General features: G+C 57.4%; 24 protein-coding genes. 14 read left to right on the forward strand and 10 right to left on the reverse strand.

The genetic code is table 11. The annotated features are described in order from the left end of the window. Positions 1-138 precede the first annotated feature (138 nt). Genes ACFSOY_RS03485 through ACFSOY_RS03495 form a run of 3 tightly spaced genes read left to right on the forward strand, consistent with a single transcriptional unit; the run spans position 139 to position 2,604 of the window. Positions 139-771 carry a GNAT family N-acetyltransferase gene (locus ACFSOY_RS03485; RefSeq protein ID WP_386044129.1) on the forward strand — a complete coding sequence of 211 codons (633 nt, stop codon included), beginning with the start codon at positions 139-141 and terminating at the stop codon, positions 769-771. 18 nt (positions 772-789) lie between these two features. Then, positions 790-1,440, forward strand: a complete 651-nt coding sequence (locus ACFSOY_RS03490) for an acetoin utilization AcuB family protein (RefSeq protein WP_386044130.1) — start codon at positions 790-792, stop codon at positions 1,438-1,440. A gap of 3 nt (positions 1,441-1,443) precedes the next feature. Beyond that, positions 1,444-2,604, forward strand: coding sequence for an acetoin utilization protein AcuC (locus ACFSOY_RS03495; RefSeq protein ID WP_386044131.1), 1,161 nt, complete (start codon positions 1,444-1,446; stop codon positions 2,602-2,604). Between the two features lie 81 nt (positions 2,605-2,685). Here the strand turns inward: ACFSOY_RS03495 and ACFSOY_RS03500 are convergent, their stop codons facing one another. After that, complete coding sequence (locus ACFSOY_RS03500; RefSeq protein WP_386044132.1) at positions 2,686-3,534, reverse strand: L,D-transpeptidase family protein; 849 nt, start codon at positions 3,532-3,534, stop codon at positions 2,686-2,688. A gap of 156 nt (positions 3,535-3,690) precedes the next feature. Here ACFSOY_RS03500 and ACFSOY_RS03505 point away from each other — a divergent pair, with 156 nt between their 5' ends. From ACFSOY_RS03505 to ACFSOY_RS03535, 7 genes are all read left to right on the forward strand, one after another. After that, positions 3,691-5,115: a cbb3-type cytochrome c oxidase subunit I gene (locus ACFSOY_RS03505; RefSeq protein ID WP_386044133.1), complete on the forward strand. Its 1,425-nt coding sequence runs from the start codon at positions 3,691-3,693 to the stop codon at positions 5,113-5,115. Positions 5,116-5,134: 19 nt separating this feature from the next. Then, positions 5,135-5,641 (forward strand): cbb3-type cytochrome c oxidase subunit II, encoded by a 507-nt coding sequence (locus tag ACFSOY_RS03510; RefSeq protein WP_386044134.1) that lies wholly within the window; start codon positions 5,135-5,137, stop codon positions 5,639-5,641. Positions 5,642-5,666: 25 nt separating this feature from the next. Next, on the forward strand, positions 5,667-5,825 hold the full coding sequence (gene ccoS, locus ACFSOY_RS03515; protein ID WP_386044135.1) for a cbb3-type cytochrome oxidase assembly protein CcoS: 159 nt from the start codon (positions 5,667-5,669) through the stop codon (positions 5,823-5,825). A gap of 24 nt (positions 5,826-5,849) precedes the next feature. After that, positions 5,850-6,386, forward strand: coding sequence for a c-type cytochrome (locus tag ACFSOY_RS03520; RefSeq protein ID WP_386044136.1), 537 nt, complete (start codon positions 5,850-5,852; stop codon positions 6,384-6,386). A 12-nt stretch (positions 6,387-6,398) separates the two neighbouring features. Further along, entirely contained in the window at positions 6,399-6,875 is a 477-nt protein-coding gene (locus ACFSOY_RS03525; RefSeq protein ID WP_386044137.1) for a hypothetical protein, read from the forward strand. Positions 6,876-6,942: 67 nt separating this feature from the next. Continuing rightward, positions 6,943-7,749: a sensor histidine kinase gene (locus tag ACFSOY_RS03530; protein WP_386044138.1), complete on the forward strand. Its 807-nt coding sequence runs from the start codon at positions 6,943-6,945 to the stop codon at positions 7,747-7,749. Beyond that, the gene (locus ACFSOY_RS03535) at positions 7,749-8,402 is read left to right on the forward strand and encodes a response regulator (protein WP_386044139.1); all 654 of its coding nucleotides are present in this window, start codon (positions 7,749-7,751) and stop codon (positions 8,400-8,402) included. Before ACFSOY_RS03530 ends, ACFSOY_RS03535 begins: the two co-directional genes overlap by 1 nt. A 70-nt stretch (positions 8,403-8,472) precedes the next feature. Here the strand turns inward: ACFSOY_RS03535 and ACFSOY_RS03540 are convergent, their stop codons facing one another. After that, the gene (locus ACFSOY_RS03540; protein WP_386044140.1) at positions 8,473-9,189 is read right to left on the reverse strand and encodes an urease accessory protein UreH domain-containing protein; all 717 of its coding nucleotides are present in this window, start codon (positions 9,187-9,189) and stop codon (positions 8,473-8,475) included. 168 nt (positions 9,190-9,357) lie between these two features. On the opposite strand from ACFSOY_RS03540, the gene ACFSOY_RS03545 reads away from it, so the two are divergent. Then, positions 9,358-10,593, forward strand: a complete 1,236-nt coding sequence (locus ACFSOY_RS03545; protein ID WP_386044141.1) for a copper resistance CopC/CopD family protein — start codon at positions 9,358-9,360, stop codon at positions 10,591-10,593. A gap of 21 nt (positions 10,594-10,614) precedes the next feature. Beyond that, complete coding sequence (locus ACFSOY_RS03550) at positions 10,615-11,247, forward strand: YcnI family copper-binding membrane protein (protein ID WP_386044142.1); 633 nt, start codon at positions 10,615-10,617, stop codon at positions 11,245-11,247. 178 nt (positions 11,248-11,425) lie between these two features. Here the strand turns inward: ACFSOY_RS03550 and ACFSOY_RS03555 are convergent, their stop codons facing one another. Together ACFSOY_RS03555 and hisC are read right to left on the reverse strand one after the other, a co-directional pair. Continuing rightward, a complete protein-coding gene (locus ACFSOY_RS03555; protein WP_386044143.1) occupies positions 11,426-12,511 on the reverse strand; it encodes a bifunctional 3-deoxy-7-phosphoheptulonate synthase/chorismate mutase in 1,086 nt (361 codons plus the stop codon). A 42-nt stretch (positions 12,512-12,553) separates the two neighbouring features. Then, positions 12,554-13,675: a histidinol-phosphate transaminase gene (gene hisC, locus ACFSOY_RS03560; protein WP_386044144.1), complete on the reverse strand. Its 1,122-nt coding sequence runs from the start codon at positions 13,673-13,675 to the stop codon at positions 12,554-12,556. 184 nt (positions 13,676-13,859) lie between these two features. On the opposite strand from hisC, the gene ilvA reads away from it, so the two are divergent. Further along, a complete protein-coding gene (ilvA, locus tag ACFSOY_RS03565) occupies positions 13,860-15,065 on the forward strand; it encodes a threonine ammonia-lyase (RefSeq protein ID WP_386044145.1) in 1,206 nt (401 codons plus the stop codon). A gap of 27 nt (positions 15,066-15,092) precedes the next feature. Next, positions 15,093-17,291 carry a cell division protein FtsA gene (locus tag ACFSOY_RS03570; RefSeq protein ID WP_386044146.1) on the forward strand — a complete coding sequence of 733 codons (2,199 nt, stop codon included), beginning with the start codon at positions 15,093-15,095 and terminating at the stop codon, positions 17,289-17,291. Here ACFSOY_RS03570 and ACFSOY_RS03575 read toward each other — a convergent pair. The 6 genes from ACFSOY_RS03575 to ACFSOY_RS03600 form a co-directional block, all read right to left on the reverse strand. After that, a complete protein-coding gene (locus ACFSOY_RS03575) occupies positions 17,272-17,493 on the reverse strand; it encodes a hypothetical protein (RefSeq protein WP_386044147.1) in 222 nt (73 codons plus the stop codon). The two genes, ACFSOY_RS03570 and ACFSOY_RS03575, sit on opposite strands and share 20 nt — an antisense overlap. After that, entirely contained in the window at positions 17,462-18,352 is an 891-nt protein-coding gene (locus tag ACFSOY_RS03580) for a DMT family transporter (protein ID WP_386044148.1), read from the reverse strand. Before ACFSOY_RS03580 ends, ACFSOY_RS03575 begins: the two co-directional genes overlap by 32 nt. Before the next feature lie 57 nt (positions 18,353-18,409). Beyond that, positions 18,410-18,868, reverse strand: a complete 459-nt coding sequence (locus ACFSOY_RS03585) for a Fur family transcriptional regulator (protein WP_386044149.1) — start codon at positions 18,866-18,868, stop codon at positions 18,410-18,412. A gap of 93 nt (positions 18,869-18,961) precedes the next feature. After that, positions 18,962-19,429: a Fur family transcriptional regulator gene (locus ACFSOY_RS03590; protein WP_386044150.1), complete on the reverse strand. Its 468-nt coding sequence runs from the start codon at positions 19,427-19,429 to the stop codon at positions 18,962-18,964. A 96-nt stretch (positions 19,430-19,525) separates the two neighbouring features. Then, positions 19,526-20,917, reverse strand: coding sequence for a Na+/H+ antiporter NhaC family protein (locus ACFSOY_RS03595; protein ID WP_386044151.1), 1,392 nt, complete (start codon positions 20,915-20,917; stop codon positions 19,526-19,528). After that, positions 20,914-21,492: a DUF502 domain-containing protein gene (locus ACFSOY_RS03600; RefSeq protein ID WP_386044152.1), complete on the reverse strand. Its 579-nt coding sequence runs from the start codon at positions 21,490-21,492 to the stop codon at positions 20,914-20,916. Before ACFSOY_RS03600 ends, ACFSOY_RS03595 begins: the two co-directional genes overlap by 4 nt. Positions 21,493-21,541: the final 49 nt, after the last annotated feature.

Here is a 21,541-nt window from a genome sequence, read left to right on the forward strand (position 1 = left end):
CACATCGCCACAAACAGCCACAACGAATAGTTTCCCTCTCACTGGTAGATTCTATGTTCGGTTTCGACAAAAAATTATCAGAACCAGGGCGCCGATTCTCTTTTATAATGAAGAGAGCACATGGAGGTGAGTCCATCGATGGAACATCCCAAATCCTACTTTTCAAAACAGATCACAACCGCGATTGGCGACCTGATCATCGAAGGCCCGATCGAGCCACATCTGCTCGAAGGGTTCGATTTTCATGAAGGTTTAAAAGCGTTTCGCATACCGGAGAAGCAAAAAAAGGCGTTGATCGGCATCGCCGGACTGCCGGAAGGGCGGATCATCATCGCCCGCCACGATCGGACGATCGTAGGCTATGTCACCTATCTCTACCCTGACCCGATGGAGCGCTGGTCGGAGGCGAAGTTGGACAATCTGATCGAGTTGGGCGCGATCGAAGTCGCCGCCCCCTACCGCGGCGTGCGCATCGCCAAAGCGTTGCTCGACATCTCATTTGCAGACGATCGGATGAACGACTACATCGTGATCTCCACCGAATATTATTGGCACTGGGATCTGGAAAGCACCGGTCTCACCGTCTGGGAGTACAAAGAGGTGATGAAGTCGATCATGGGATCGGTCGGCATGGAGATGTACGCGACAGATGATCCGGAGATCACTTCCCATCCGGCCAACATGCTGATGGCGCGCATCGGCTCGCGAATCGACCTGGATACGATCGAAACATTTAATGAAGTCCGTTTCAAAAATCGCTTTTTCTACTAATCGAGGGGGGCTATGCAAATGCTCGTAGAACAGATCATGACAGCAGACGTGGTGACGCTCTCGCCGGACAACACGCTGCAAGAAGCGTTTGACATCTCATGGAGACATCGCATTCGGCATCTGCCTGTGGTCAAAGACGGTACGCTGGTCGGTCTGATCTCCGACCGCGACCTTCGCCATGCGGCCCCATCCCCCCTCGACAGCACGAGCGAATCGGGAGCTCTCTGCCACGTCTCCGTCGAGCGGTGGATGGTCAAGGATGTGATCACCGCTCATCCGTTCGATTTTGTGGAAGATGCGGCTGCCCAGATGTACAAGCATCGCATCGGGTGCCTGCCGATCGTCTCCAAAGGTCGCTTGCTCGGCATCATCACCGAGCGGGACATCCTGCGAAATTTGGTCGAGATGATGGGGGTCAACGCGCCGACTTCGCGCATCGAAGTGGAGGTGCCCGACCGGACAGGCATGCTGGCCAACATCGCCGACCTCCTGCGCGCCCGCCGCATCAACACCTCCGCGGTGATGGTGTTTCCAAGCCAGCGGGAAGGATACAGAACGATCGTCTTTCGCATTCGGACGATGGACCCGCGCCGCTTCATCCAAGACATCGAAGCGGCCGGCTATCGCGTCGTCGGTCATCCTTCCGCTCTGCTGGACGGCGAGGTGTAGCTGATGGCGCCCAACCAAAACTGCGCATTTATCTACACCGATTCATTCACCCGTTACAAGCTGTCTGACGAACACCCGTTCAATCCGAAACGGCTGGAGATCACCTACGATCTGATCAAAGAGCTCCGCTTGCTCGATCCCGCGCAGATCGTCGCGCCAAGACCTGCCACCTTCGAAGAGCTGGCTCGCGTCCACGACTCCCGCTATCTGCAGGCGGTTCAATCCGCCTCGCTCGCAGGCGCCGACCCCGATTCGTTTTCCCGCTTTGGGCTCGGCACCGAGGATACGCCGATCTTCGTCGGCATGCACGACGCAGCATCGCTGATCGCAGGCGGAACCCTGGTCGCTGCCGAGCTGGTGATGTCCGGACAGCATCGGCGAGCGCTGAACATGGCGGGTGGGTTGCACCATGCGCGGCGGACGGAAGCGTCCGGATTTTGCGTGTACAATGACATCGCGGTGGCGATCGCCCACGTCCGGGAAAAGTACGGGGCGCGCGTCGCCTACATCGACACCGACGCGCATCATGGAGATGGCGTGCAGTGGATCTTCTATGAGGACCCGGACGTGCTGACCATCTCGCTTCACGAGACGGGCAAATATCTCTATCCTGGGACGGGAGAGATCGTCGAGCGCGGCGAAGGGCGCGGATACGGCTATGCGGTCAACGTCCCGCTGGAAGCATTTACGGAGGATGACTCCTGGATGAACGCGTTTCGCTCGGTGGTCGTCCCGATCCTGCAAAAGTTTGAGCCAGACCTGATCATTCACCAAAATGGCTGTGATGCGCACGCGTATGATCCGCTGACTCACCTTTCGGCGACGACGACCATCTATCGCGAGATGCCCCGGCTGATGCGACAGCTGGCCGATCAGGTGTGCGAAGGTCGCTTGGTCGCCGTCGGCGGTGGCGGCTATGACATCTGGCGCGTCGTACCTCGCGCTTGGACGATGCTCTGGGCGGAGCTAAACGAACTCGCCCTCGCGGAGCGCTTGCCCGACGCTTGGCGCTCCCGCTGGCAATCGGAAGCGCTGTTTGAACTGCCCGAATTTTTTATCGATCCGCCGGGAACGTTCGACCCGATCCCGCGCCGTGCAGAGATTGAAGAGAAAAATGAGATCACGGTGAGACGGGTGCTCAGAGGCACTCCCTTCCTCCTCTAAGCCCTGCTGTTTACGCAACCTGTTCCCAAGCAAAAAGGCACTCGACCCTCTAGGCGTCGAGTGCCTTTTTGCTTGCCAGTTTCAGGGGTTTTGCACGCCGAGCGCCTCATCGAAATGTTGCGCGAGGCTCTCCAGGGTGCTTGGGCCGACGATGCCATCGACGACGAGGTCTTTGTCCGCTTGAAACGATCGGACGGCCGCCGCTGCGCTCGGGCCATAGAGACCATCGATGTCCCCTTTGTAATACCCGAGGTTTTGCAACATCCGCTGCACCTCGATCACATCGCCGCCGTACGGCACCCCGATGCGCAGGATGCGCGCCGTCTGGACTTTTCCGGAGATCTTGACCAGCGTGCCGATCGGCACCGTCTCGTACAGCTCTTCCACATCTTTGTTTTGCATGCGCACACACCCGTGCGAAACCGCTTTGCCGATCGAATATGGATTGTCCGTCCCGTGAATGCCATAACCGCCAAAGGGAATCGACAACCGCATCCAGCGCGTGCCGAACGGCCCGCCTGGGTTGAGCGCCTTCTGCGTGATCTTCCAGTCGCCGAGCGGTGTCGGCAAGACGGCAGTTCCGACAGCTACCGAATACGTTTTGACCAGGTGACCCGATTTATAGAGATAGAGCACATAGCGCTCCGTGTCGATGTGGATGCGGTGCTCCCCTGCCGGCGCATTTTGCGCAGGAAGCGCCGGCTCGCTCATGCCGAGCGCCGACCATGTCTGGGGGCCGACCACCCCATCTTGCTGCAGCGCCTGCATCTCCTGAAAGCGGCGAACCGCATCGAGTGTCAGCGGTCCGAACACTCCGTCCGGCGCGTTGTACATCAGCCCAAGCTCGACGAGCCGCTCCTGCAGCGCCTGCACATCCGGGCCGCTCATATAGGGGCTGACCAGCCGCAAAAAGCGAGTCGCGTAGATCATCGGCCGCTCCTCCTTCCACGCTCCTACTTGCACTCCTCTACTACACTATGCCGGTCCGTCCTCCCGCATGCCAGCCATGCATAGTCCTTTCACCATAGGGAACATTTTAAAGGAACCCAGTTCTCGGCATTCTTGCAAGTGAAAGGAGATTCAACCATGGCACAAAGCGCCACCACCGCTCTTTCCGCCTATCCAAAAGGCAGCGCGACTGTGAAGTTTTTCTTCTACTTCTCTCTGTTTTACTTGCTGCTCAGCATGGTGATGGGATTGATCGTCGCCTTAAAGTCGGTCAATCCAGACTTTTTGACCGGCTCCCGCTTCTTGCAAGAAATTTTGAGCTATGGTCGCCTGCGACCGACGCATGTCAACACGGCTGTCATCGGCTGGCAGACCACCGCCTTTCTCGGCATCATGTTCTATGGCGTTCCGGTCTTGGCCAAAGCTCCTCTGTACAGCGAGAAGATGGGAATGTTCACAGCCGTCTATTGGAACCTGAACTACATCATCGGCGCCGCCTCGATCCTCTCCGGATACCAGACGGGCGTCGAATATGCGGAGATGCCGCTCCTGTTTGATATCGGGGTGGTGATCTGCGTCGTCCTCACCTTCTGGAATCTGTTCCAGACGCTGGTGCGCCGCAACGAGCGGATGCTTTACGTGTCGATCTGGTACTGGATGGCATCGATCATGTTTTTGGGCATCGTCTACATCATCGGCAACATCCCCGCCGGATGGGCAGGCTCTGGCGCCGCACAGATGGGCTACTACTATTTCTACATGCACAACATCATCGGGCTTTGGATCACAGTCGTCGGGGTCGGCACGCTCTACTACCTGTTGCCCAAGCTCTCCGATCGACCGATCTACTCGCACAAACTCTCGCTGATCGGGTTTTGGACGATCGCCGCGTTCTACGTCTGGAACGGCCCGCATCATCTGATCAACGGTCCGATCCCCGTCTGGCTGATGAAAGCGGGCATCATCCCTTCGCTCCTGTTGCTGATCCCCGTCTGGTCGGTGCTCGCCAACGTGATCGGGACGATGAAAGGCGTCTGGTACAAAGTGTCGCAAAACGCCCCCTTAAAATTTCTTTTGACCGGCGCCCTGTTCTACGGTCTCGCCTGCATCCAGGGGCCATTCCAATCGCTGATGGGGCCACATGCGATCTTGCACTTTACCTATTGGACGGTCGGACATGCGCACATGCCGCTGTTTGGCGGCTTCTCGCTGATCCAGTTCGCCGCCATCTACTACATCCTGCCGCGGATCGCCTACCGACACATCTATTCCCGCCCGCTGATGAACTGGCACTACTGGCTGTCGGTGCTCGGGTTTATCATCTTCGGGTTTGCCATGTGGACGGCAGGCATCATCCAAGGGTTCGAATGGATGGACGGCAAACAGCTCGGCGCCTCGTTTGTCGAGATGATGCAGTCGTTGCACATCTTCCTGATCTCGCGCGCCGTCGGCGGTTCGTTGATGTTCCTCGGCCAGATCATCTTCGTCTGGAACGTGTACAAGACGGTCAAATCGGGGCGTCTCATCGAGGCTGATGATCCGATCCTGCGGAAGACATCCTAAAGAATTGAGGTGATCTCACTTGGCGAACAATGCGGAGAAAAACCCTGGCCTGCTGTTGTTCGGAGCCGCTTTTCTGGTGATCATCGGCGTGATCGGCACCATCGCCCTCCCCTATTTCGATGAAGGGATCACCACGCCGACGGAGACAGCCAAGCTCAAAAACTATCCGGCCGACTCGGCAGAGGCGCGCGGCCGTCACGTCTACATCCGCGAAGGCTGCCAATATTGCCATTCGCAGTCGGTGCGACCTGTTCGCGCCGACTCCAAGCTCGGACAGCCTTCGCTGCCGGGGGACTATTATTACGATGCTCCCGTCCTCGTGATGACCCAGCGCACTGGCCCGGACTTGACCTGGGTGGGGCAACGCTATTCGGCCGACTGGCAGCACGCCCATCTGCTCAACCCGCAGGAGATCGGCGGCGCAGGATCGATCATGCCGAAATACGACTATCTGTCCCAGCAGGACCGCGACGATCTGGTCGCCTATCTCTTGAGCTTAAAACCGGCTCTGAAGACGAAAGACTAGGGCGCATGAAGGAGGAACGATTGGGATGACAACCGCAGCTTGGCTGCTGATCGCAGTCTGCCTGTGCATGACAGGCGGTTCTGGCTTGATGATCTGGTGGTCCTATCGAAACGGACAATTTGCAGATATAGAGGCGGTCAAACATCGAATGTTGCAAGATGACCTGTTGCCAGACGAGCAATGATCTTGAGAAAGGAGGAGCGCGCAGATGGCCGATCCGCAAGATCCTAAAGACCAACCGGAAAAGTTTGCGGAAGACCCTGACAGACAGTCCCCCTCTACACCTGCGCCGACCGAGCAATCGCAATCTTTTATGAGCGAGGAAGAGGTCGAGCCCCATCGGGACAAAGGTCACTATGAGGTCGTGTCCGACATCAAGATGGGACATGCCAAAGTCCCCACCTTTTTAAAAATCGTCTACGCTACCCTTGCCGTCTGGGCGCTGTACTACGCCCTGTTCGCACAGCCGATCGATGACAAGATGGAGGCAGCCCCTTCCACCGAACCGTCTGTCGAAGCGGGGGCGGAAACGTTTGGCACCTCGTGCGCAGCCTGCCACAACGCGACAGCCGAGCGCAAGATCGGGCCGGGGCTCGCCGGCTCCTTCGAACGCCTCGGCGAAGAGGAGTTAAAAAAGGTGTTGCACAACGGCCGCCCGGACAAAGGGATGCCCGCACCGCCGAGCCTCGGTCTGAACGATAAGCAGATCGAGTCGCTCCTGCTCTATATCAAAAGCTTAAAATGAGGTGTGATCGGGATGACACAGCATGTGTTTGGATTGTTCGAGAGAGAAGAGGCGGTGCGGGCGATGATCGGTACGCTCGCGCCCTATGTTCCGACGGAGAAGATTTCGGCGATCACCAAAGCGGACCAACTGCCCGACTATGTGGAAAAGCAGTACGAGACTGACAACATCGTGGACGGAACGCTGATCGGCGCTGGCATCGGCGCTGTGCTCGGCATCACCGCCGGATTTGCAACAGCGCTCTATCCGACAGCGGGCAGCCTGTTGATCACGCTCGGCCCCTTGGCGGGTGCCGCCTACGGATCGTGGAGCGGCGGCATGGTCGGTGCGCTGGTCGATCTCGGCATCTCGGCGCCGAACGCTGAACACTACCATCGGGAGGTGGCCAGCGGCAAAATCCTCCTCTCCGCCGAAGTGACGGACGACAATCGCGAGCTGGTGCAGCAGCTCTTTTTGGATCATGGCGCCGATGGTGTGATCGTCAGGTAAGCGATTGCCAACCGAGGAGCAGAATGGTACGGTAGAACATGATTCTACCAACAAAAGGACGGTTCTGATGACCTACCGCACATTAAAAACGTTCACCGTGCTGTTGCCCACTCTGCTCATCGGCGGATTCGAATACATTCGCCATGATTGGTTGCTCGATACGATCTCGATGGAAGATGGCAATCTCTATATCACGATACTCACCTTTGTCCTCTCGTTTCTCTTCGCCACTTGGATGTTTCGCAAGCTGCGGCGCATCACCGACCATCTGGCGGAAGAGCAGGCGAAGCGAGCGGTCTACGAGGAGCGGGAGCGCCTTGCGCAAGAGCTGCACGACGGTATCTCCCAGACGCTGTTCTTCTTGAACGTCAAGCTGAAAAAAGGTCGGCTTGACGAAGCGAGCGCTGCTGTCGCCACGATCGACCAACAGGTTCGCCAGGCGATCTTCAACCTGCGCTCGCTTCCTGAGGAGAGTCTTTCCCTCAACCTGCGCTTGCAAAAATGGCTCAGCGATTTTTCGATGCTGACCGACATCGAGGTGAAGGAACGCCTTGAACTGCCCGACCATTACTTCTCTTCAGCCGATCAGGTACAGCTCTTCGGCATCGTCCAAGAGGCATTTGCCAACATCCGCAAACATTCTGGCGCGAAGCATGTCAACCTGACGATGTGTCAGACGAAGACGGGCGGTTGGCAGCTTTTGATCTGCGACGACGGGATTGGCATCGAGCTGCACGAAGCGGAACAGAACTCGTACGGCATGACGATGATGCGCGAGCGTGCGCAAAAGCTAGGAGCTGTTTTTCAGATCGAACGAACAGCTGCTGGTGGCACGCAACTGTCCTTTATCTCAGAGAAAGAGGGGCGTGTCTGATGAATCGCTATCGTGTGCTGATCGCCGACGATCATTCGCTATCCCGCGCTGCTGTCCGCACGTTGCTCGACGGAGAGGATGGCTTTGAGCTGATCGGGGAGGCCCGCAATGGGCAGGAGGCGGTCGAGCTCGCCGCATCGCTTTTACCCGACCTGGTGTTGATGGACATCCGCATGCCGCAGTTGGACGGGCTGGAAGCCACCAGGCTGATCAAAAAGATGAACAGCAAGATCAAAGTGGTCATCCTCACCGTATCGGACGATGTGTCCGACCTGTTTACGGCGATCCAATATGGGGCGCAGGGCTATCTGCTGAAAAATCTCGATCCGGACGATTGGCTGCACTACCTCCACGCCCTGCTCGATGAAAGCGGTGAGATTCCGCGCGAGATGGCCGATCGGTTGCTGCATGGGTTCCGAGTTGAAAAAACGGCGAACGAACAGCCCCCCACCCTGCTCACCGGGCGCGAACGGGAGATCTTAGCCTGCGTGGCGGTCGGAGATACGAACAAGCAGGTGGCCGAGCGCCTGATCATCTCCGAAAACACGGTGAAAAACCACATCAAGAACATTCTGGAAAAACTGAATCTCGACAACCGCGTGCAGTTGGCCGCCTATGCGGTGCGGCACGGTTTTCGATTGGAAAAGCCATGATCGGTGCATCGATCATGGCTTTTCCACTTCGCGCTCGGTGCACGAGAGCGGGCATACAGCGCTTATCAGCTCAAGAGACCCATAGCTTGAACAGCCCGTCGGTGACCCCGATGCCATACATGTAATACAGACCAAAGACTGCGGAGATCACGCCTGTCACCCCGAGGAGCATGTTGTGAAACGAAGGCTTTGTCGCCGCCATCAGGAACGGAACGCTGATCGCCGCGGTGAACAGCAACATGCTGAGAATCGTGCCCAAGCCGAAGATCAGGATGAACAGCAGCGCCTGACCGATCGAATCGACCGTCTCCAAGGTCAACAGCATCATCGCGGCGCTGCCAGCCAAGCCATGAACAAAGCCGATCAGCACCGATTTCAGATAGGAGATCCGATGATGCGAATGATCGTGTTCACCGCCCTGTTCGTGCGAATGAAAATGGCTGTGCACCACCTCGCCATGCGCGTGAAGATGTGCGTGAACTTGCTGTCTGCGAAACTTGCGCAGCGCGTTCACACCCAGGTAGACCAGCATGACCCCCACCGCAAACTCCAGCGTCATCGCGAGCGTTTCCGGCATCTCGCCCTTCAGCAGCAAGAGCACGAGACCGACCGCAAACAGAGTCGCCGTGTGCCCGATGCCCCAAAAGACTCCGGCGAGCCCAGCTCGCCAAAACTTCTTGCTCTGCGACGCGATCGTCGAGACGGCGATCACATGATCCGGCTCGATCGCATGCTTCATCCCGAGCAGAAATCCAAAAGCTAGCACCGAGATCAATCCCACTTCCATCCTTTCACCTCCCCCGCTGTTTCCCTTAGCTCACGTGCAGAAAAGCGCAGTCGTTCACAAAGTATACGCATCCGTTCACAAAAATAGCCCGATTGGGCTATATTGAGCAGCCTCGGTTGTCCGTATAGTAAAAAACGTAGTAAGCAGATCGAAATTAAGGTGGTGCCGATGAAAAAAAGTGCACTTCTCGGAATGTGCCTCCTGTTCCTCTTTCTGCTGACCTCCCCCGCGCTTGCGCATGCCACGCTGATCAAGAGCACGCCAGCGGAGGGAGAGGTACTTCAGCAGAACCCTGGGACATTGCGGCTCCAGTTCAACGAACCGCTGGAACCTGAGCTGATCGAACTCAAACTGTATCGGTGGGATGCCAAAGAGCTCGACCTGTCTGCTCCACAGCTGACCAAAGGCAACGCGTCCGAAACGTACGCCGCGCTGCCCGACGGATTAGAAGAGGGCTCCTATCGGCTGCTGTGGAGCATCATCTCCGAAGATGGTCACCGAATGAACGGCGAGATCTCCTTTGCCCTCGGGCAAGAATCGGAGACGATCACGCCGATCACCGAAAGCACAAGTGCAGGACAGTCCGACTCGACCGTCCACTCTGTCTTGCGCATGATCGCAGAAGGCGTGTTGCTGATCGCGAGCGGACTGTACCTGCTGTCCACGCTTGCACAGAGGATGTCGCTTCCGAGCGCTTCCGAACTGCTCGGGCGTTTTAAGCAAATCGGCTGGGCTTTGTTGCTCGCGCTCACCGTAGGTGAGGGAGTCTCCTATCTCTATGTCTTGCAAAAAGACCCGTTCACATTCTTCTTCGCTCAAGGTCGTTTTGACATACTGCTTGAGACGCCATTCCTGCGAATGGCACTGATTCAATTGTTGCTCTTGCTGCTGATCGCACTGCCGGGCATGATAAGAGGTTGGACCGCCCTGATGCTCGGGCTGATCACGCTCAACCTCGCCCTGAGCGGACATGCGCTCGCCATCGAGCCGACCTGGCTTTCGATCGCGCTTCGCATGATGCATCTGCTCTCGATCGCGCTGTGGCTAGGCGGCATCTGCTACCTGTTGCTCCTGTGGCGAAAGCAGATCGACAAGAGCAGATCTCGCGCCTTTTTCCTGCGCGCTTTTCTGATCGCCTCGCTTGCGGTCGCGCTCACAGGCGTGCTGATGGTCAGCTTGCAGACCGATTGGAGCGCACTCTTCACCGCCAGTGGAACGTGGAGCTCACTGCTGTTCAGCAAGATCGGCCTGATGTTGATCATGCTGCTGCTCGCCTTGCGTCAGTCCAGCCGTTGGCGAAAAGACCCGACCGCCCTGTCTGTAAAACTGCTTCGCATCGAATGGCTGATCGGCCTGCTGGTCATTCTCGCAGGCATCTGGATGAGCCTGATCGCTTACCCCTAACGTATTGAGGAGGAACCTACTATGAAATTGAAACCGATCGCCGCAGCCGTGCTGATGACCACTGCGCTCACCCTGTTTGCCGGAACCGCTTCCGCCCACGTCACCGTCTGGCCGAAAGAGACGAAGACGGGCGCCTATGAAAAATACACCGTTCGCGTTCCGGTCGAGAAGGAGATCAACACCACGCAAGTTCGCGTCGAGTTCCCAACCGGTATGAAAGTCTCGACCGTCATGCCTCTTCCCGGCTGGAACTACGAGTTTGAGAAAGATTCGGAAGGCGTGAACAAGTCGATCACCTGGACGGCGACCAACGGCGGCATCAAGCAGCATGAGTTCGTGGAATTCTCCTTCGTCGGTGCCAATCCGAAAGAGGTGGGCGCAGGCACGCTGGTCTTCAAAGCGTACCAAACCTACTCGGACAAGTCGGTCGTCGAGTGGACAGGCGATGCAGATTCCCAGACGCCCGCCTCGGTCAGCACGCTGACGCAAGCGGCAGCAGGAGAGGATCATCACGGTGGGACTGGCTCAGCCGATCACGCAGATCACAGCGATGGCGAAGCGAAAGAGTCGACGAGCGCAAGCAACACCTTGCCGATCGCGTTGGCTGGCGGCGCCCTGTTGCTCTCCCTGATCTCCCTGTTCCGCAAACGCTAATCGTCAACCAGAAGCTCTGCCCACATCGGCAGAGCTTTTTTTCTATCTGTCGTCAAGTCTGCCGCATCGCTCCTGCCGGCACAAGCAAAGCGCAAAAGCAAAAAGCCCCGACTCCCCGATCGACCCTGTCGAGAAGACAGAGCCCGATCGAGAGTCGGGGCGTGTACAGTTCGGGATGTTACGCCTGAACGGTCGTCGGAAGAAAACCGCTTTGGCGAAGTTGGTTGAGCAGCGTGCTGAATTGATCGAGATCCAACTGCTGTTTCGCATCGGACAGCGCGACAGCAGGCTCGTTGTGCGTCTCGATGATCAGACCGTCCGCGCCGACAGCCAGCGCCGCTTTGGCAATCGGGAACATGATGTCCTTGCGGCCTGTCGAGTGGGAAATATCGACGACGACCGGCAGATGCGACTCCTGCTTCAAGATCGGCACCGCCGAGATGTCCAGCGTGTTGCGCGTCGCCTTCTCATAGGTGCGAATCCCGCGCTCGCAGAGGATGATCTGGTCGTTCCCTCTTGAAGCGATATATTCGGCAGCGTAGAGCAGTTCCTCGATCGTCGCCGCCAATCCGCGCTTTAACAAGATCGGCTTGCGAACCGAACCTGCCGCTTTCAGCAGCTCGAAGTTTTGCATGTTGCGCGCCCCGATCTGGATCACATCAAGATATTCGCAGGCCATCTCCACATCTTCCGGTGTGACGATCTCCGAGACGCAGACCATCTGATGTCGCTTGGCCGTCTCGCTCAAAATGCGCAGGCCCTCTTTGCCCAACCCTTGAAAATCGTAGGGCGAGGTGCGCGGCTTGTAGGCGCCGCCGCGAAGCAGCGCGATCCCCTCGCCTTGCAGATGGGAGGCGACCGCCTCCATCTGCGCTTCCGTCTCCACCGAGCACGGGCCGGAGATGATGATCGGAGTGCCTCCGCCAACGGCGAGCGGTCCGACCTGTACCACCGTATCTTGCGACTTGTTCTTGCGCGAGATCAACAGCGACTTCTTCTCCTCTTCTTGCAATCCGAGCGACGCCTGAAAGATCTGTTTGAACAGATGACGAATCGTGTCATCCGAAAAGGGTCCAGTATTCGCCTGAACCACCAGATCCAGCATCTCCTTCTCTCGAATCGGATCGAAGCGCTCCGTTCCTTTGCCTGTCTTGAGCAGACCGATCTCCTGCACCAGTTGGGCGCGACTGTTCAAGACGGCCAGAATCTCCAAATTTACCTCGTCGAGCTGCTTGCGCAACTCATCAAACCTCTGCTTGCTCATCTCAACTCACTCTCCTCAGCTCAATATTGGATCAAGTCTATTTTACACGTTTCGCACAGCGCTGGAAACCACCTTTTCGAAAACGCTCAAAAATCGGTCGACCTCCTCCAGAAGCCCGATCGAAACGCGCAGATATCCCGGCAGCCCGAGCGGAGTCCCGCTGCGGACGATCACGCCTTCGCGCAACAGGAGGTCGAACAGCTTTTGATCGTCTAGTCCCGTGTTGAAGATGGCAAAGTTCCCCTGCGAGGGCAGCAGCTGATACCCGAGTTTCTCAAGCCCCGCCTGCAAGCGCTGCATCCCCTCACGGTTCTGCTTGCGCGACGCTTCCACATGGTCAGCATCATCGAGCGCAGCGATCGCCGCCGTCTGTGCGAGCAGGTTGGCGTTGAACGGTTCGCGAGTGCGGTTGATCGCGTCGATCACTTCCGCCGGCCCCATCACATAACCGAGGCGCAAACCTGCCAGCGCGTACATCTTCGAGAACGTTCGCATGACGATAACATTGTACCCCTGCTTGAGGAAATCAATGCCTTGCGCATAGTCGTTCTCCACCACATATTCATTGTACGCTTCGTCGAGGATCACCAGTACGTGAGCCGGCACGCGGTCGAGGAAAGCCTGCAGATCCGCTTGGCGGATGTAGTTGCCCGTCGGATTGTTCGGCGAGCAGAGATAGAGCAGCTTCGTACTCGCTGTCACCGCGCTCAACATCGCTTCGAAATCATATTCAAAATCGGCTGTCAGCGGCACAGCGACCGTCGTGGCATCCATCAATTGGGCGCCAAACCAATATTGCGAAAACGACGGGGAGGGCACGACGATCTCCGCCCCCTGCTGCAAGAACGTCTCCGAGATCAGCTTGATCGTGTCATCCGAACCGTTTCCGACGAGGATCTGTTTCGTTTCCACGCCATGCTTCTTGCTCAACGCTTCCTTTAAAGAGAACGCTCCCGGGTCCGGATAGCGATTGACACCTTGCAGAGCTTCTGCGATCGCTTGCTGAGCAAGCTTAGAGGGCCCGAGCGGGTTTTCGTTTGACCCGAGCTTGATCACATCGCTCAAGCCGTAGTCCCGCTTCACATCGGAGATCGGTTTTCCTGGCTGGTAGGGCTTGATAGCAAACAGATTTTTTCTCACGTTGTTCAAAATTTCTTCTGACATGGATCGGCGCCTCCCGAACGGTGTTTTCACCTATCAATTTCATGGTAGAATAAAAGGGAACTTGTCACCTTTTGTCTATTGCTTTCCTGCTGTAATTTGATAAAGCGACAAATTTTAATCCTGATTATAGCATATGAAAATTCCACTGACAATAGAGGTGTCCATACAGAAAGGTGTGCCCAACTTGATCACAAAAACTGACTTTCTCACCGCACAAAAAAACTTGCAAGGTGTGATTCACTGCACCCCGCTCGACTACTCGAAAACGTTTTCCGACCTTTCCCACAACGAGATCTTTTTGAAGCTGGAAAACTTGCAAAAAACGGGATCGTTCAAAATTCGCGGCGCCTTTCATAAGATCGCCACTCTGACTGAAGAGGAGCGAACGCGCGGCGTCATCGCCGCATCGGCAGGCAACCATGCGCAAGGTGTGGCGTACGGCGCTGCCAACGCCGGCATTCCCTGCATCATCGTCATGCCGGAAGCGGCACCGCTGTCAAAAGTGGAAGCGACCGCTCGCTATGGCGCTCAGGTCATCCTGTACGGCAGCAACTACGATGAAGCGTATGCGAAAGCGCTCGAACTGCAACAAGAGCACGGCATGACGTTCGTGCACGCGTTTGACGATCCGACGGTGATCGCCGGACAAGGCACGATCGCCCTCGAAATCCTCGAACAGCTGCCCGATGTGGACGCGCTCGTCGCCCCGATCGGCGGCGGCGGCTTGATCGCCGGGATCGCGCTGGCTGCGAAGCTGATCAAGCCGGACTTGCAGATCGTCGGAGTGGAAGCGGCAGGCGCCGCCTGTATGAAGACTTCGATCGAAGCGGGTGAGATCGGCACGCTCGCACAGGTGGCGACCATCGCCGACGGGATCTGCGTGCGCCGCCCGGGCGACTTCACCTACCAGCTCACGCGCCAATATGTCGATCATATCGTGACGGTCGAAGAGGAGGAGATCGCCCGCGCGATGTTGCTCGCCATCGAGCGCAACAAGATGGTGGTCGAAGGAGCGGGCGCGACCGGCCTCGCAGCCGTCCTCTACGACAAGCTCCCCTTCCGCGACAAAAAGGTGGCGGTGCTGATCTCCGGCGGCAACGTCGACGTGAACTTCCTGTCGCGGATCATCGAGCGCGGCCTGGTCGAAGCGGGACGCTATCTGCGCATCAACACCAACGTGCCGGACAAGCCGGGCGTCTTGCAGGACATCCTCGCCGTCTTCGCCGAAGAGCGAGCGAACATCATCGGCATCCAACACCATCGCATGGGCTCTCGCGTCATGCTCGGCGAGGCGGAGGTGGAGATCGACATCGAGACGCGCGACAACGCACACCAAGAGCGAATCTTGCAGCGTCTGCACGACAAGGGGTTCGCGGTCATCACCCGGTAATCATTCTCTGAAAAAGGGGGTCTTCGCTTGGCCCATCACGAAGAACAAATATTCGCCCTGGACATCGGCACCCGCTCGGTGGTCGGTCTCGTCGCCCGCTTTGACCAAGCAGGTCAGTTGGAAGTGGCTGCGACTGTCGCGATGGAACATGCCACGCGGGCGATGCTCGACGGTCAGATTCACGACGTCGCCCTCGTCGCCGACGTGATTCGTCGAGTGAAAGAACGGTTGGAGCAAGAGACCGGGCCGCTGCAGAAGGTGGCAGTCGCAGCGGCTGGACGTTCATTAAAGACGATTCGCACCCGTGTCGACCGCGACATCCAAGGGGAGCGGATCACCCGCGAGGTCGTGCTCGCCTTGGAGTTGACAGCCGTTCAGCACGCCGAGCGCCAACTGCAGGAGCTGGCAGCCGACGCAGCTCGCTATCACTGTGTCGGCTATACGGTCGTTCACCATCTGCTCGATGACAGCGTGATCGGCTCGCTCGAAGATCAGTTCGGCTTAAAGGCGAGCGTGGAGATCATCGCCACCTTTCTGCCCCGCGTCGTCATCGACTCTCTGCAGATGGCGCTGGAGCGAGCAGGTCTGGAGATGGCCGCGCTGACCCTTGAGCCGATCGCGGCGATCAACGCGCTGATCCCACCCTCGATGCGGAAGCTCAACCTGGTGCTCGTCGACATCGGAGCGGGAACCTCCGACATCGCCTTGACTGCCGAAGGGACGGTCGTCGCCTATGGCATGGTACCGGTGGCGGGAGATGAGATCACCGAGGCGCTTTCGCAGCGCCACCTGCTCGACTTTCCGGACGCCGAGCTGCTCAAACGCCGCCTGATGACAGAAGAGGTGGTCAGCTTCTCCGACGTGCTGGGCATCGAGTACAGCATGCCGGCCCGCGATGTGATCGAATCGATTCAGGAGGAGGTGCGCAACCTCGCCTCCCAGATCGGCTACGAGGTGTTAAAGCTGAATCAAAAAGCGCCCGCAGCCGTCATGCTGGTCGGCGGTGGGTCGCAGACGCCGATGCTCGCTCCCCTGTTGGCTGCCGAGCTGAAGCTGCCCAAAGAGCGCGTCGCAATCCGCGGCACAGAGGCGATCAAACAGCTCGCCTTGCAGCATGAATCGCTGACCGGGCCACAGGCGGTGACGCCGATCGGCATCGCGCTCGCCGCCTGGCAACACCCGGTGTCCTCGGTGGCGATCCGCGTGAACGACAAGTCGCTTCGCCTGTTCGAGTTCCGCCAGATCACCGTCGGCGACTGTCTGCTCGCTGCCGATGTCGACATTCGCAAGCTGCACGGCCGACCAGGTCTGGCCTTGACTGTCGAAGTGCAAGGTGCGGTCAAGCTGATTCGCGGCACGCTGGGCACGCCCGCTCAACTTTTGACCAACGGTCGGCCAGCGATGCTCAACGACATCGTCCAGCATGGCGATGAGATCGAAGTCATCGGCGGAACGCCTGGCAGGGACGCCTCCGCTGTCGTGCGCGATGTCCTCTCCGAAGCGGTGTTGCCGACTCCGATGCAGATCTTCTTTAACGGGGAGCGCTATGAGCGATCGCCGCAAATCCTGATCAACGGCCAGCCGGTGACGCTCGACACCCCGCTCACCGACCGCGCCAGGATCACCTTCGAGCAAGCGCTCACAGTCGAGAGCGTGCTGAAGAGCCTGCCCGACTTTCAGACAGCAGACCTCGAACGGCTGTCCAGCCCACAGCGCTTTACCCTCACGATCGACGGCGAGCTCGTCTCCTTACCGCATCAAACCTACGAGCTGACGCGCAATGGCGTCGCGGTGACTCTCGACAGCCCACTTCAGGATGGCGATGAGCTTGAATATGCAGAATTGCCAGACCCGCTCTATACGGTTCGCTTCTTCTACGATGAGAGCCAGCATCCGGCGCGGACGATCGGGGTGATCTGCAACAACCGTCCCTACAGCATCGAGGGGCCGCGTCCGCCGATCCTCCGCAACGGAAGGCCCGCAGAGCTCGATGAGGTCGTCGACGAGGGGGATCATCTGCGCTTTCAGCCACAGCGAGCCGAACAGACAGAGGCGGATGTCGAGACCGATTGGAAGCCTGTGCTGAGCGATCTCTTCCGGTACATCCGCATCGAGGATGAGCGCCCACCAGGTGCGGTCGACCTGAAGTTGACAGTCAACGCACTGCCCGCCACCTTCATGACCCCGATCCAACATGGTGACATCGTCACGATGGAGTGGGTCTGATCGGCACGATTGGCGTGCACTCGATACAAAAAACCCTTTCCCACGCCTGGGAAAGGGTTTTTTGAGCGGGCTCCTGTTTGACATTCCAGTCGTCCACGTTCGCTTGCAGATAAAACATGAACAAGAGACCTGCCAAACCGCCCGCCAAAAGGAAGAGGAAGACGCCTTTCTCAAGCGGGCGCATCCTGCGCTTTTGCTCCATCTGTCGAACCTCCTGCTCGGTTGCTCCTGATGATCAAGTAGGAGCTGATCAGGATTAGAGTTCCACCGATCCACGTCTCCATGCGCGGAGCTTCCGCAAAGAACAGGTAGGCAAACAGGATCGCGCTGACCGGATCGAGATAGCCGAGCACGCCCACCTGTTGCACTTTTACCCGCTCCAACCCGATGAAGTACAGGGTCAGGGCGAGCGCCGTATGCACGACACCGATGGTGACCATCACCAACAGCGAAGTGGCGGAAGGCAACACCATCCCCTGCCAGAGCACATAGGGGAGCAGGACGACCGTCGCCACGCCCGTCTGCCAGAATACCAGCGTGTGCGCCGCCATCTTCGTCACCTTTTTGCCGGAGATCGTGACCAGCGCGTAGAAAAAGGCGGCGATAAAACCGCACAGCATCCCGTACAGCTGGTTCTCGCCCGCCTCTCCCATCGGGTTCATGATCACCGTCCCAAGAAATGCGAGCCCGACATAAATCCAGGTCTTCCGCTCTCGCCGCTCTTTCAGCAGCAGAGGAGCGAGCAGGGTGACGAGCACAGGAGCAACATAGTAGCTCAACACCGCATTCGCCATCGAGGTCATCTTGATCGCTTGGAAAAAGAAAATCCAGTTCAGCGCCAAGACCACGCCGCCGAAAACCACATAGCGAACCTGTCCTGACGCCTCCTTCCATGCGCGCGCAATGCCTGCGCCCCGCGTCAGCTGATAGATACCGAGCACCAAAAACGCGGACAGCACGCGATAGAAGACGATCACCGTGGCCGGTTGGTCGGCCCACCGCCCGAAGACACCCACACTGCCCCAGATCAGCATCGCAGCGATCACAAACAGCGCGCCCATCTCGTTCCCCCCTTTCGCTTCCCAATATAAAAAGTCCCGCCACTGCGGACGGGACGACTAGTTGAGCTCCGAATCGCGTTGTCCTGCTCCACTCTGTTGACAGTCAGGACAATGGCCGTAAAACTCCAGTCGGTACGAACCGACCGCATAACCGTGTGCGAAAAGCTCAGGAGACGTAAACCTCTCGATCGGCGGACAGGGTACATCGGCCACCTTGCCACACACTTCGCAAACGAGATGCGCGTGCTCCGAATCATTGCCATCATATCGGCTCGACATGTCCCCATAGGACAGCTCGCGAATCACACCCAACTCCGTCAAACGATGCAACGTATTGTAAACGGTCGCCATGCTGATGCTTGCAAACTCCTGGCTGACCTGATGATAGATCTGCTCAGCTGTCGGATGCTCATGCGTCTCTTTTAAATAGCGCAAGATCATCTGTCGCTGGGGAGTCAGACGCACACCGCGGGACTTCAGATCCGCGAGGGATTTTGCAAATGAGCTTCTATGCATCTCGAATCACCTCACCAGATATGTCAACTTGTGATGTGATTCCATTGTACCAGACAGAAAAGAGCCTGCACACCCCTGTGCAGACTCTTTCATTCATACGTGAACCATATAAGTGTGATCCAACTGATAGACAGCGCTCTCGCTGCACGAGGCACAGATTCCATAATATTCTAGTCGATAGGAAGATACTTGAAAACCTGCTTGTCGCACCTCTTGGGTGACGACCACCTCATCTTGCGGACACTCGATGTCGATCACCGTACCACACTGCTGACAAACCAAGTGCGCGTGCTCCGAATCATTGCCATCATAGCGACTCGATCCGTCCCCGTAGGACAGTTCACGGATGACCCCAAGCTCAGTCAGCTTATTCAAGGTGTTGTACACTGTGGCCAGCGAAATGCCTTGAAACTTCTCCCCAATTTTGTGATACACCTGCTCCGCTGTCGGATGCTCCTTGGTTTCCTTCAATAACTGTAGGATGACTTGTCTCTGAGGTGTCAGACGAATACCTAGGGATTTCAGATCAGCGAGCGACTGACTGTAACTTCTTTTCTTCATTTGTATCCCCCCTCATTCACTTCTCTGCAACCATCAATCAGGATTGCAAAAGAAAACCCCATCCACTTTAAATATTACTAACTGTAAAACGAATTGTCAATTCAGAATTGTTGTAATACCATCCGATTTCAACTGATTTTTCCGAAATGACAACAGTATAGTTAAAATTGGTAATCCCCAAAGGTAAAATGCGAACGGAAAATAGGTGGTCGTCGCGATCCCCATCGCAGCCGAGCACAAAATTCCGTGCAAGTTCCACGGGATCAGCGCAGAGGCGACCACACCTGAGTCCCCGATCGTGCGCACCAGCTCCTGCGCAGGAACATGCAGGCGATCATAGACAGGTCGAAGCGCCCGGCCCGGCACGATGATCGCCAGCGCCTGGTTGCAGGCGAGCATCGCCATCGAGACGGACAGCGACACGGTGGACAGGATCAACCCGAAATAGCGTTCGATTCGTCCGAGCAGTCTCTGCAAGAGCGATTGCATCATTCCGCTCGCCTCCATCACGCCGTTTAACATCCCGGCACAGCAGATCAGCAGCACCTGATTGAACATCGGCCACACGCCGCCTCCGTGCAGAATCGACACCCCATCCTGCGCGAGCTGATAGCCGAACCAGATCGAGCTGAGCACCGCTTGAAACGATTCCTCCTGCACCCAGGTCGCAAGCATCAGGCCGGCGAGGACTCCGAGCGATAAATTGATCTGAATCGAAACGCGCAACGCTGCCAGCACCAGCACGAGCGCTGGCGGAACGAGCACCGTCCACGGCAGATCAAACGAGTTGACGAGCTGCGCAACAAATGGCGAGTCGACCGGGTCTGTCGGCGCGTTCGCCCCCGCTCCGCTGCCAAGCCAAAAGAAGAGCGCCCCTGCGATGATCATCATCGGAATGCCCGTCTTCATCAGCGGTCGATAATTGTGCTCCGGCTTGGTTCCCGTCATCGACGCGAGCAGGTGAAACGACCCCGATACGGGAGACATTCGGTCGCCGACCATCGCCCCGGAGATCAGCGCGCCACCGATCAGCGCCGGTGAGATCCCATAGACGATCCCAAGCCCTGCGATCGCAGCTCCCATCGTGGAGAGCGTCCCCACCGAGGAGCCGAGCACGATCGAAGTTCCTGCCGTCAACAAAAAGGCCATCACCACCAGATACTCCGGCCGGATCAGCTGCATGCCGTAATAGATGAGCCCCGGAACCGTACCCGATGCGAGCCAAGAGGAGATCAGAGCTGCGATCAGGAGCAAAATGCCGGTCACCATCATCGTGCTCTTCATTCCCTGATAAGTTCCGCTCGCGACTTCCCGCCATGAAAAACGGTGGAGTTTCGCCACCGCAGTCGCTACACCCCACCCCAAAAGAAGCGCTAGATATAAGGGAAGATCGAACAGGTAGATACAGAGCAGAAGCCCGGTGATGCTGCAGAGAAACGGAAGGGCTGCCACTCCAAATGAGTATTGTCGCTCCCCGCTTTGCGTCATGATCCAGATACCCCGCCCGACAAGATGAAGCGCATCGCCTCTTCCGGCGACAGCTCTAAAATCTCAACATGCTCCTTCGGCACGAGGAAGGTCACGCCCGCCACTTGAAACGTCTGAGGAACATAGACCGCGATATGATCGTGCAGCTGATCACCCAGCCGCTTCACATCTTCGGTCGTCACAAACCCGAGCATCTTCATCGGATTGTTTGGCAAGGTGATCAGCGCAACTTTCGAAAACGACCTTTTCTCACCCACCAGCGATTCGATCGTCTCGCGGATGATCTTATAGAGCGTCTTCACAAACGGAATGCGCTGCAGAATGTATTCGACGATCCCGATCAACTGCGCGCTGAACCAGTGCGTGGTCAGCCAACCGACCAACGTGATCAGCACGAGGGTCAGCAAAATGCCAAGCCCTGGTACATAGAGACCATCTCCGAGCGACTCGCGCAGCTTGTTGCCGAGCAGACTGTCAAAAAACTGAAAGCCCTGCACCACCACGTAGACCACCAATCCGATCGGCACGATGGTCAAGATTCCGTTCACAAAAAATTTCAACAAACGACGCCACATCTGTCTCGCCTCCTCCGAATCACTCCTTTTTTAGTTTACCGAAGACGAG

The sequence above is a fragment of the Tumebacillus lipolyticus genome, assembly GCF_042682745.1.
Taxonomy (GTDB): domain Bacteria; phylum Bacillota; class Bacilli; order Tumebacillales; family Tumebacillaceae; genus Tumebacillus_A; species Tumebacillus_A lipolyticus.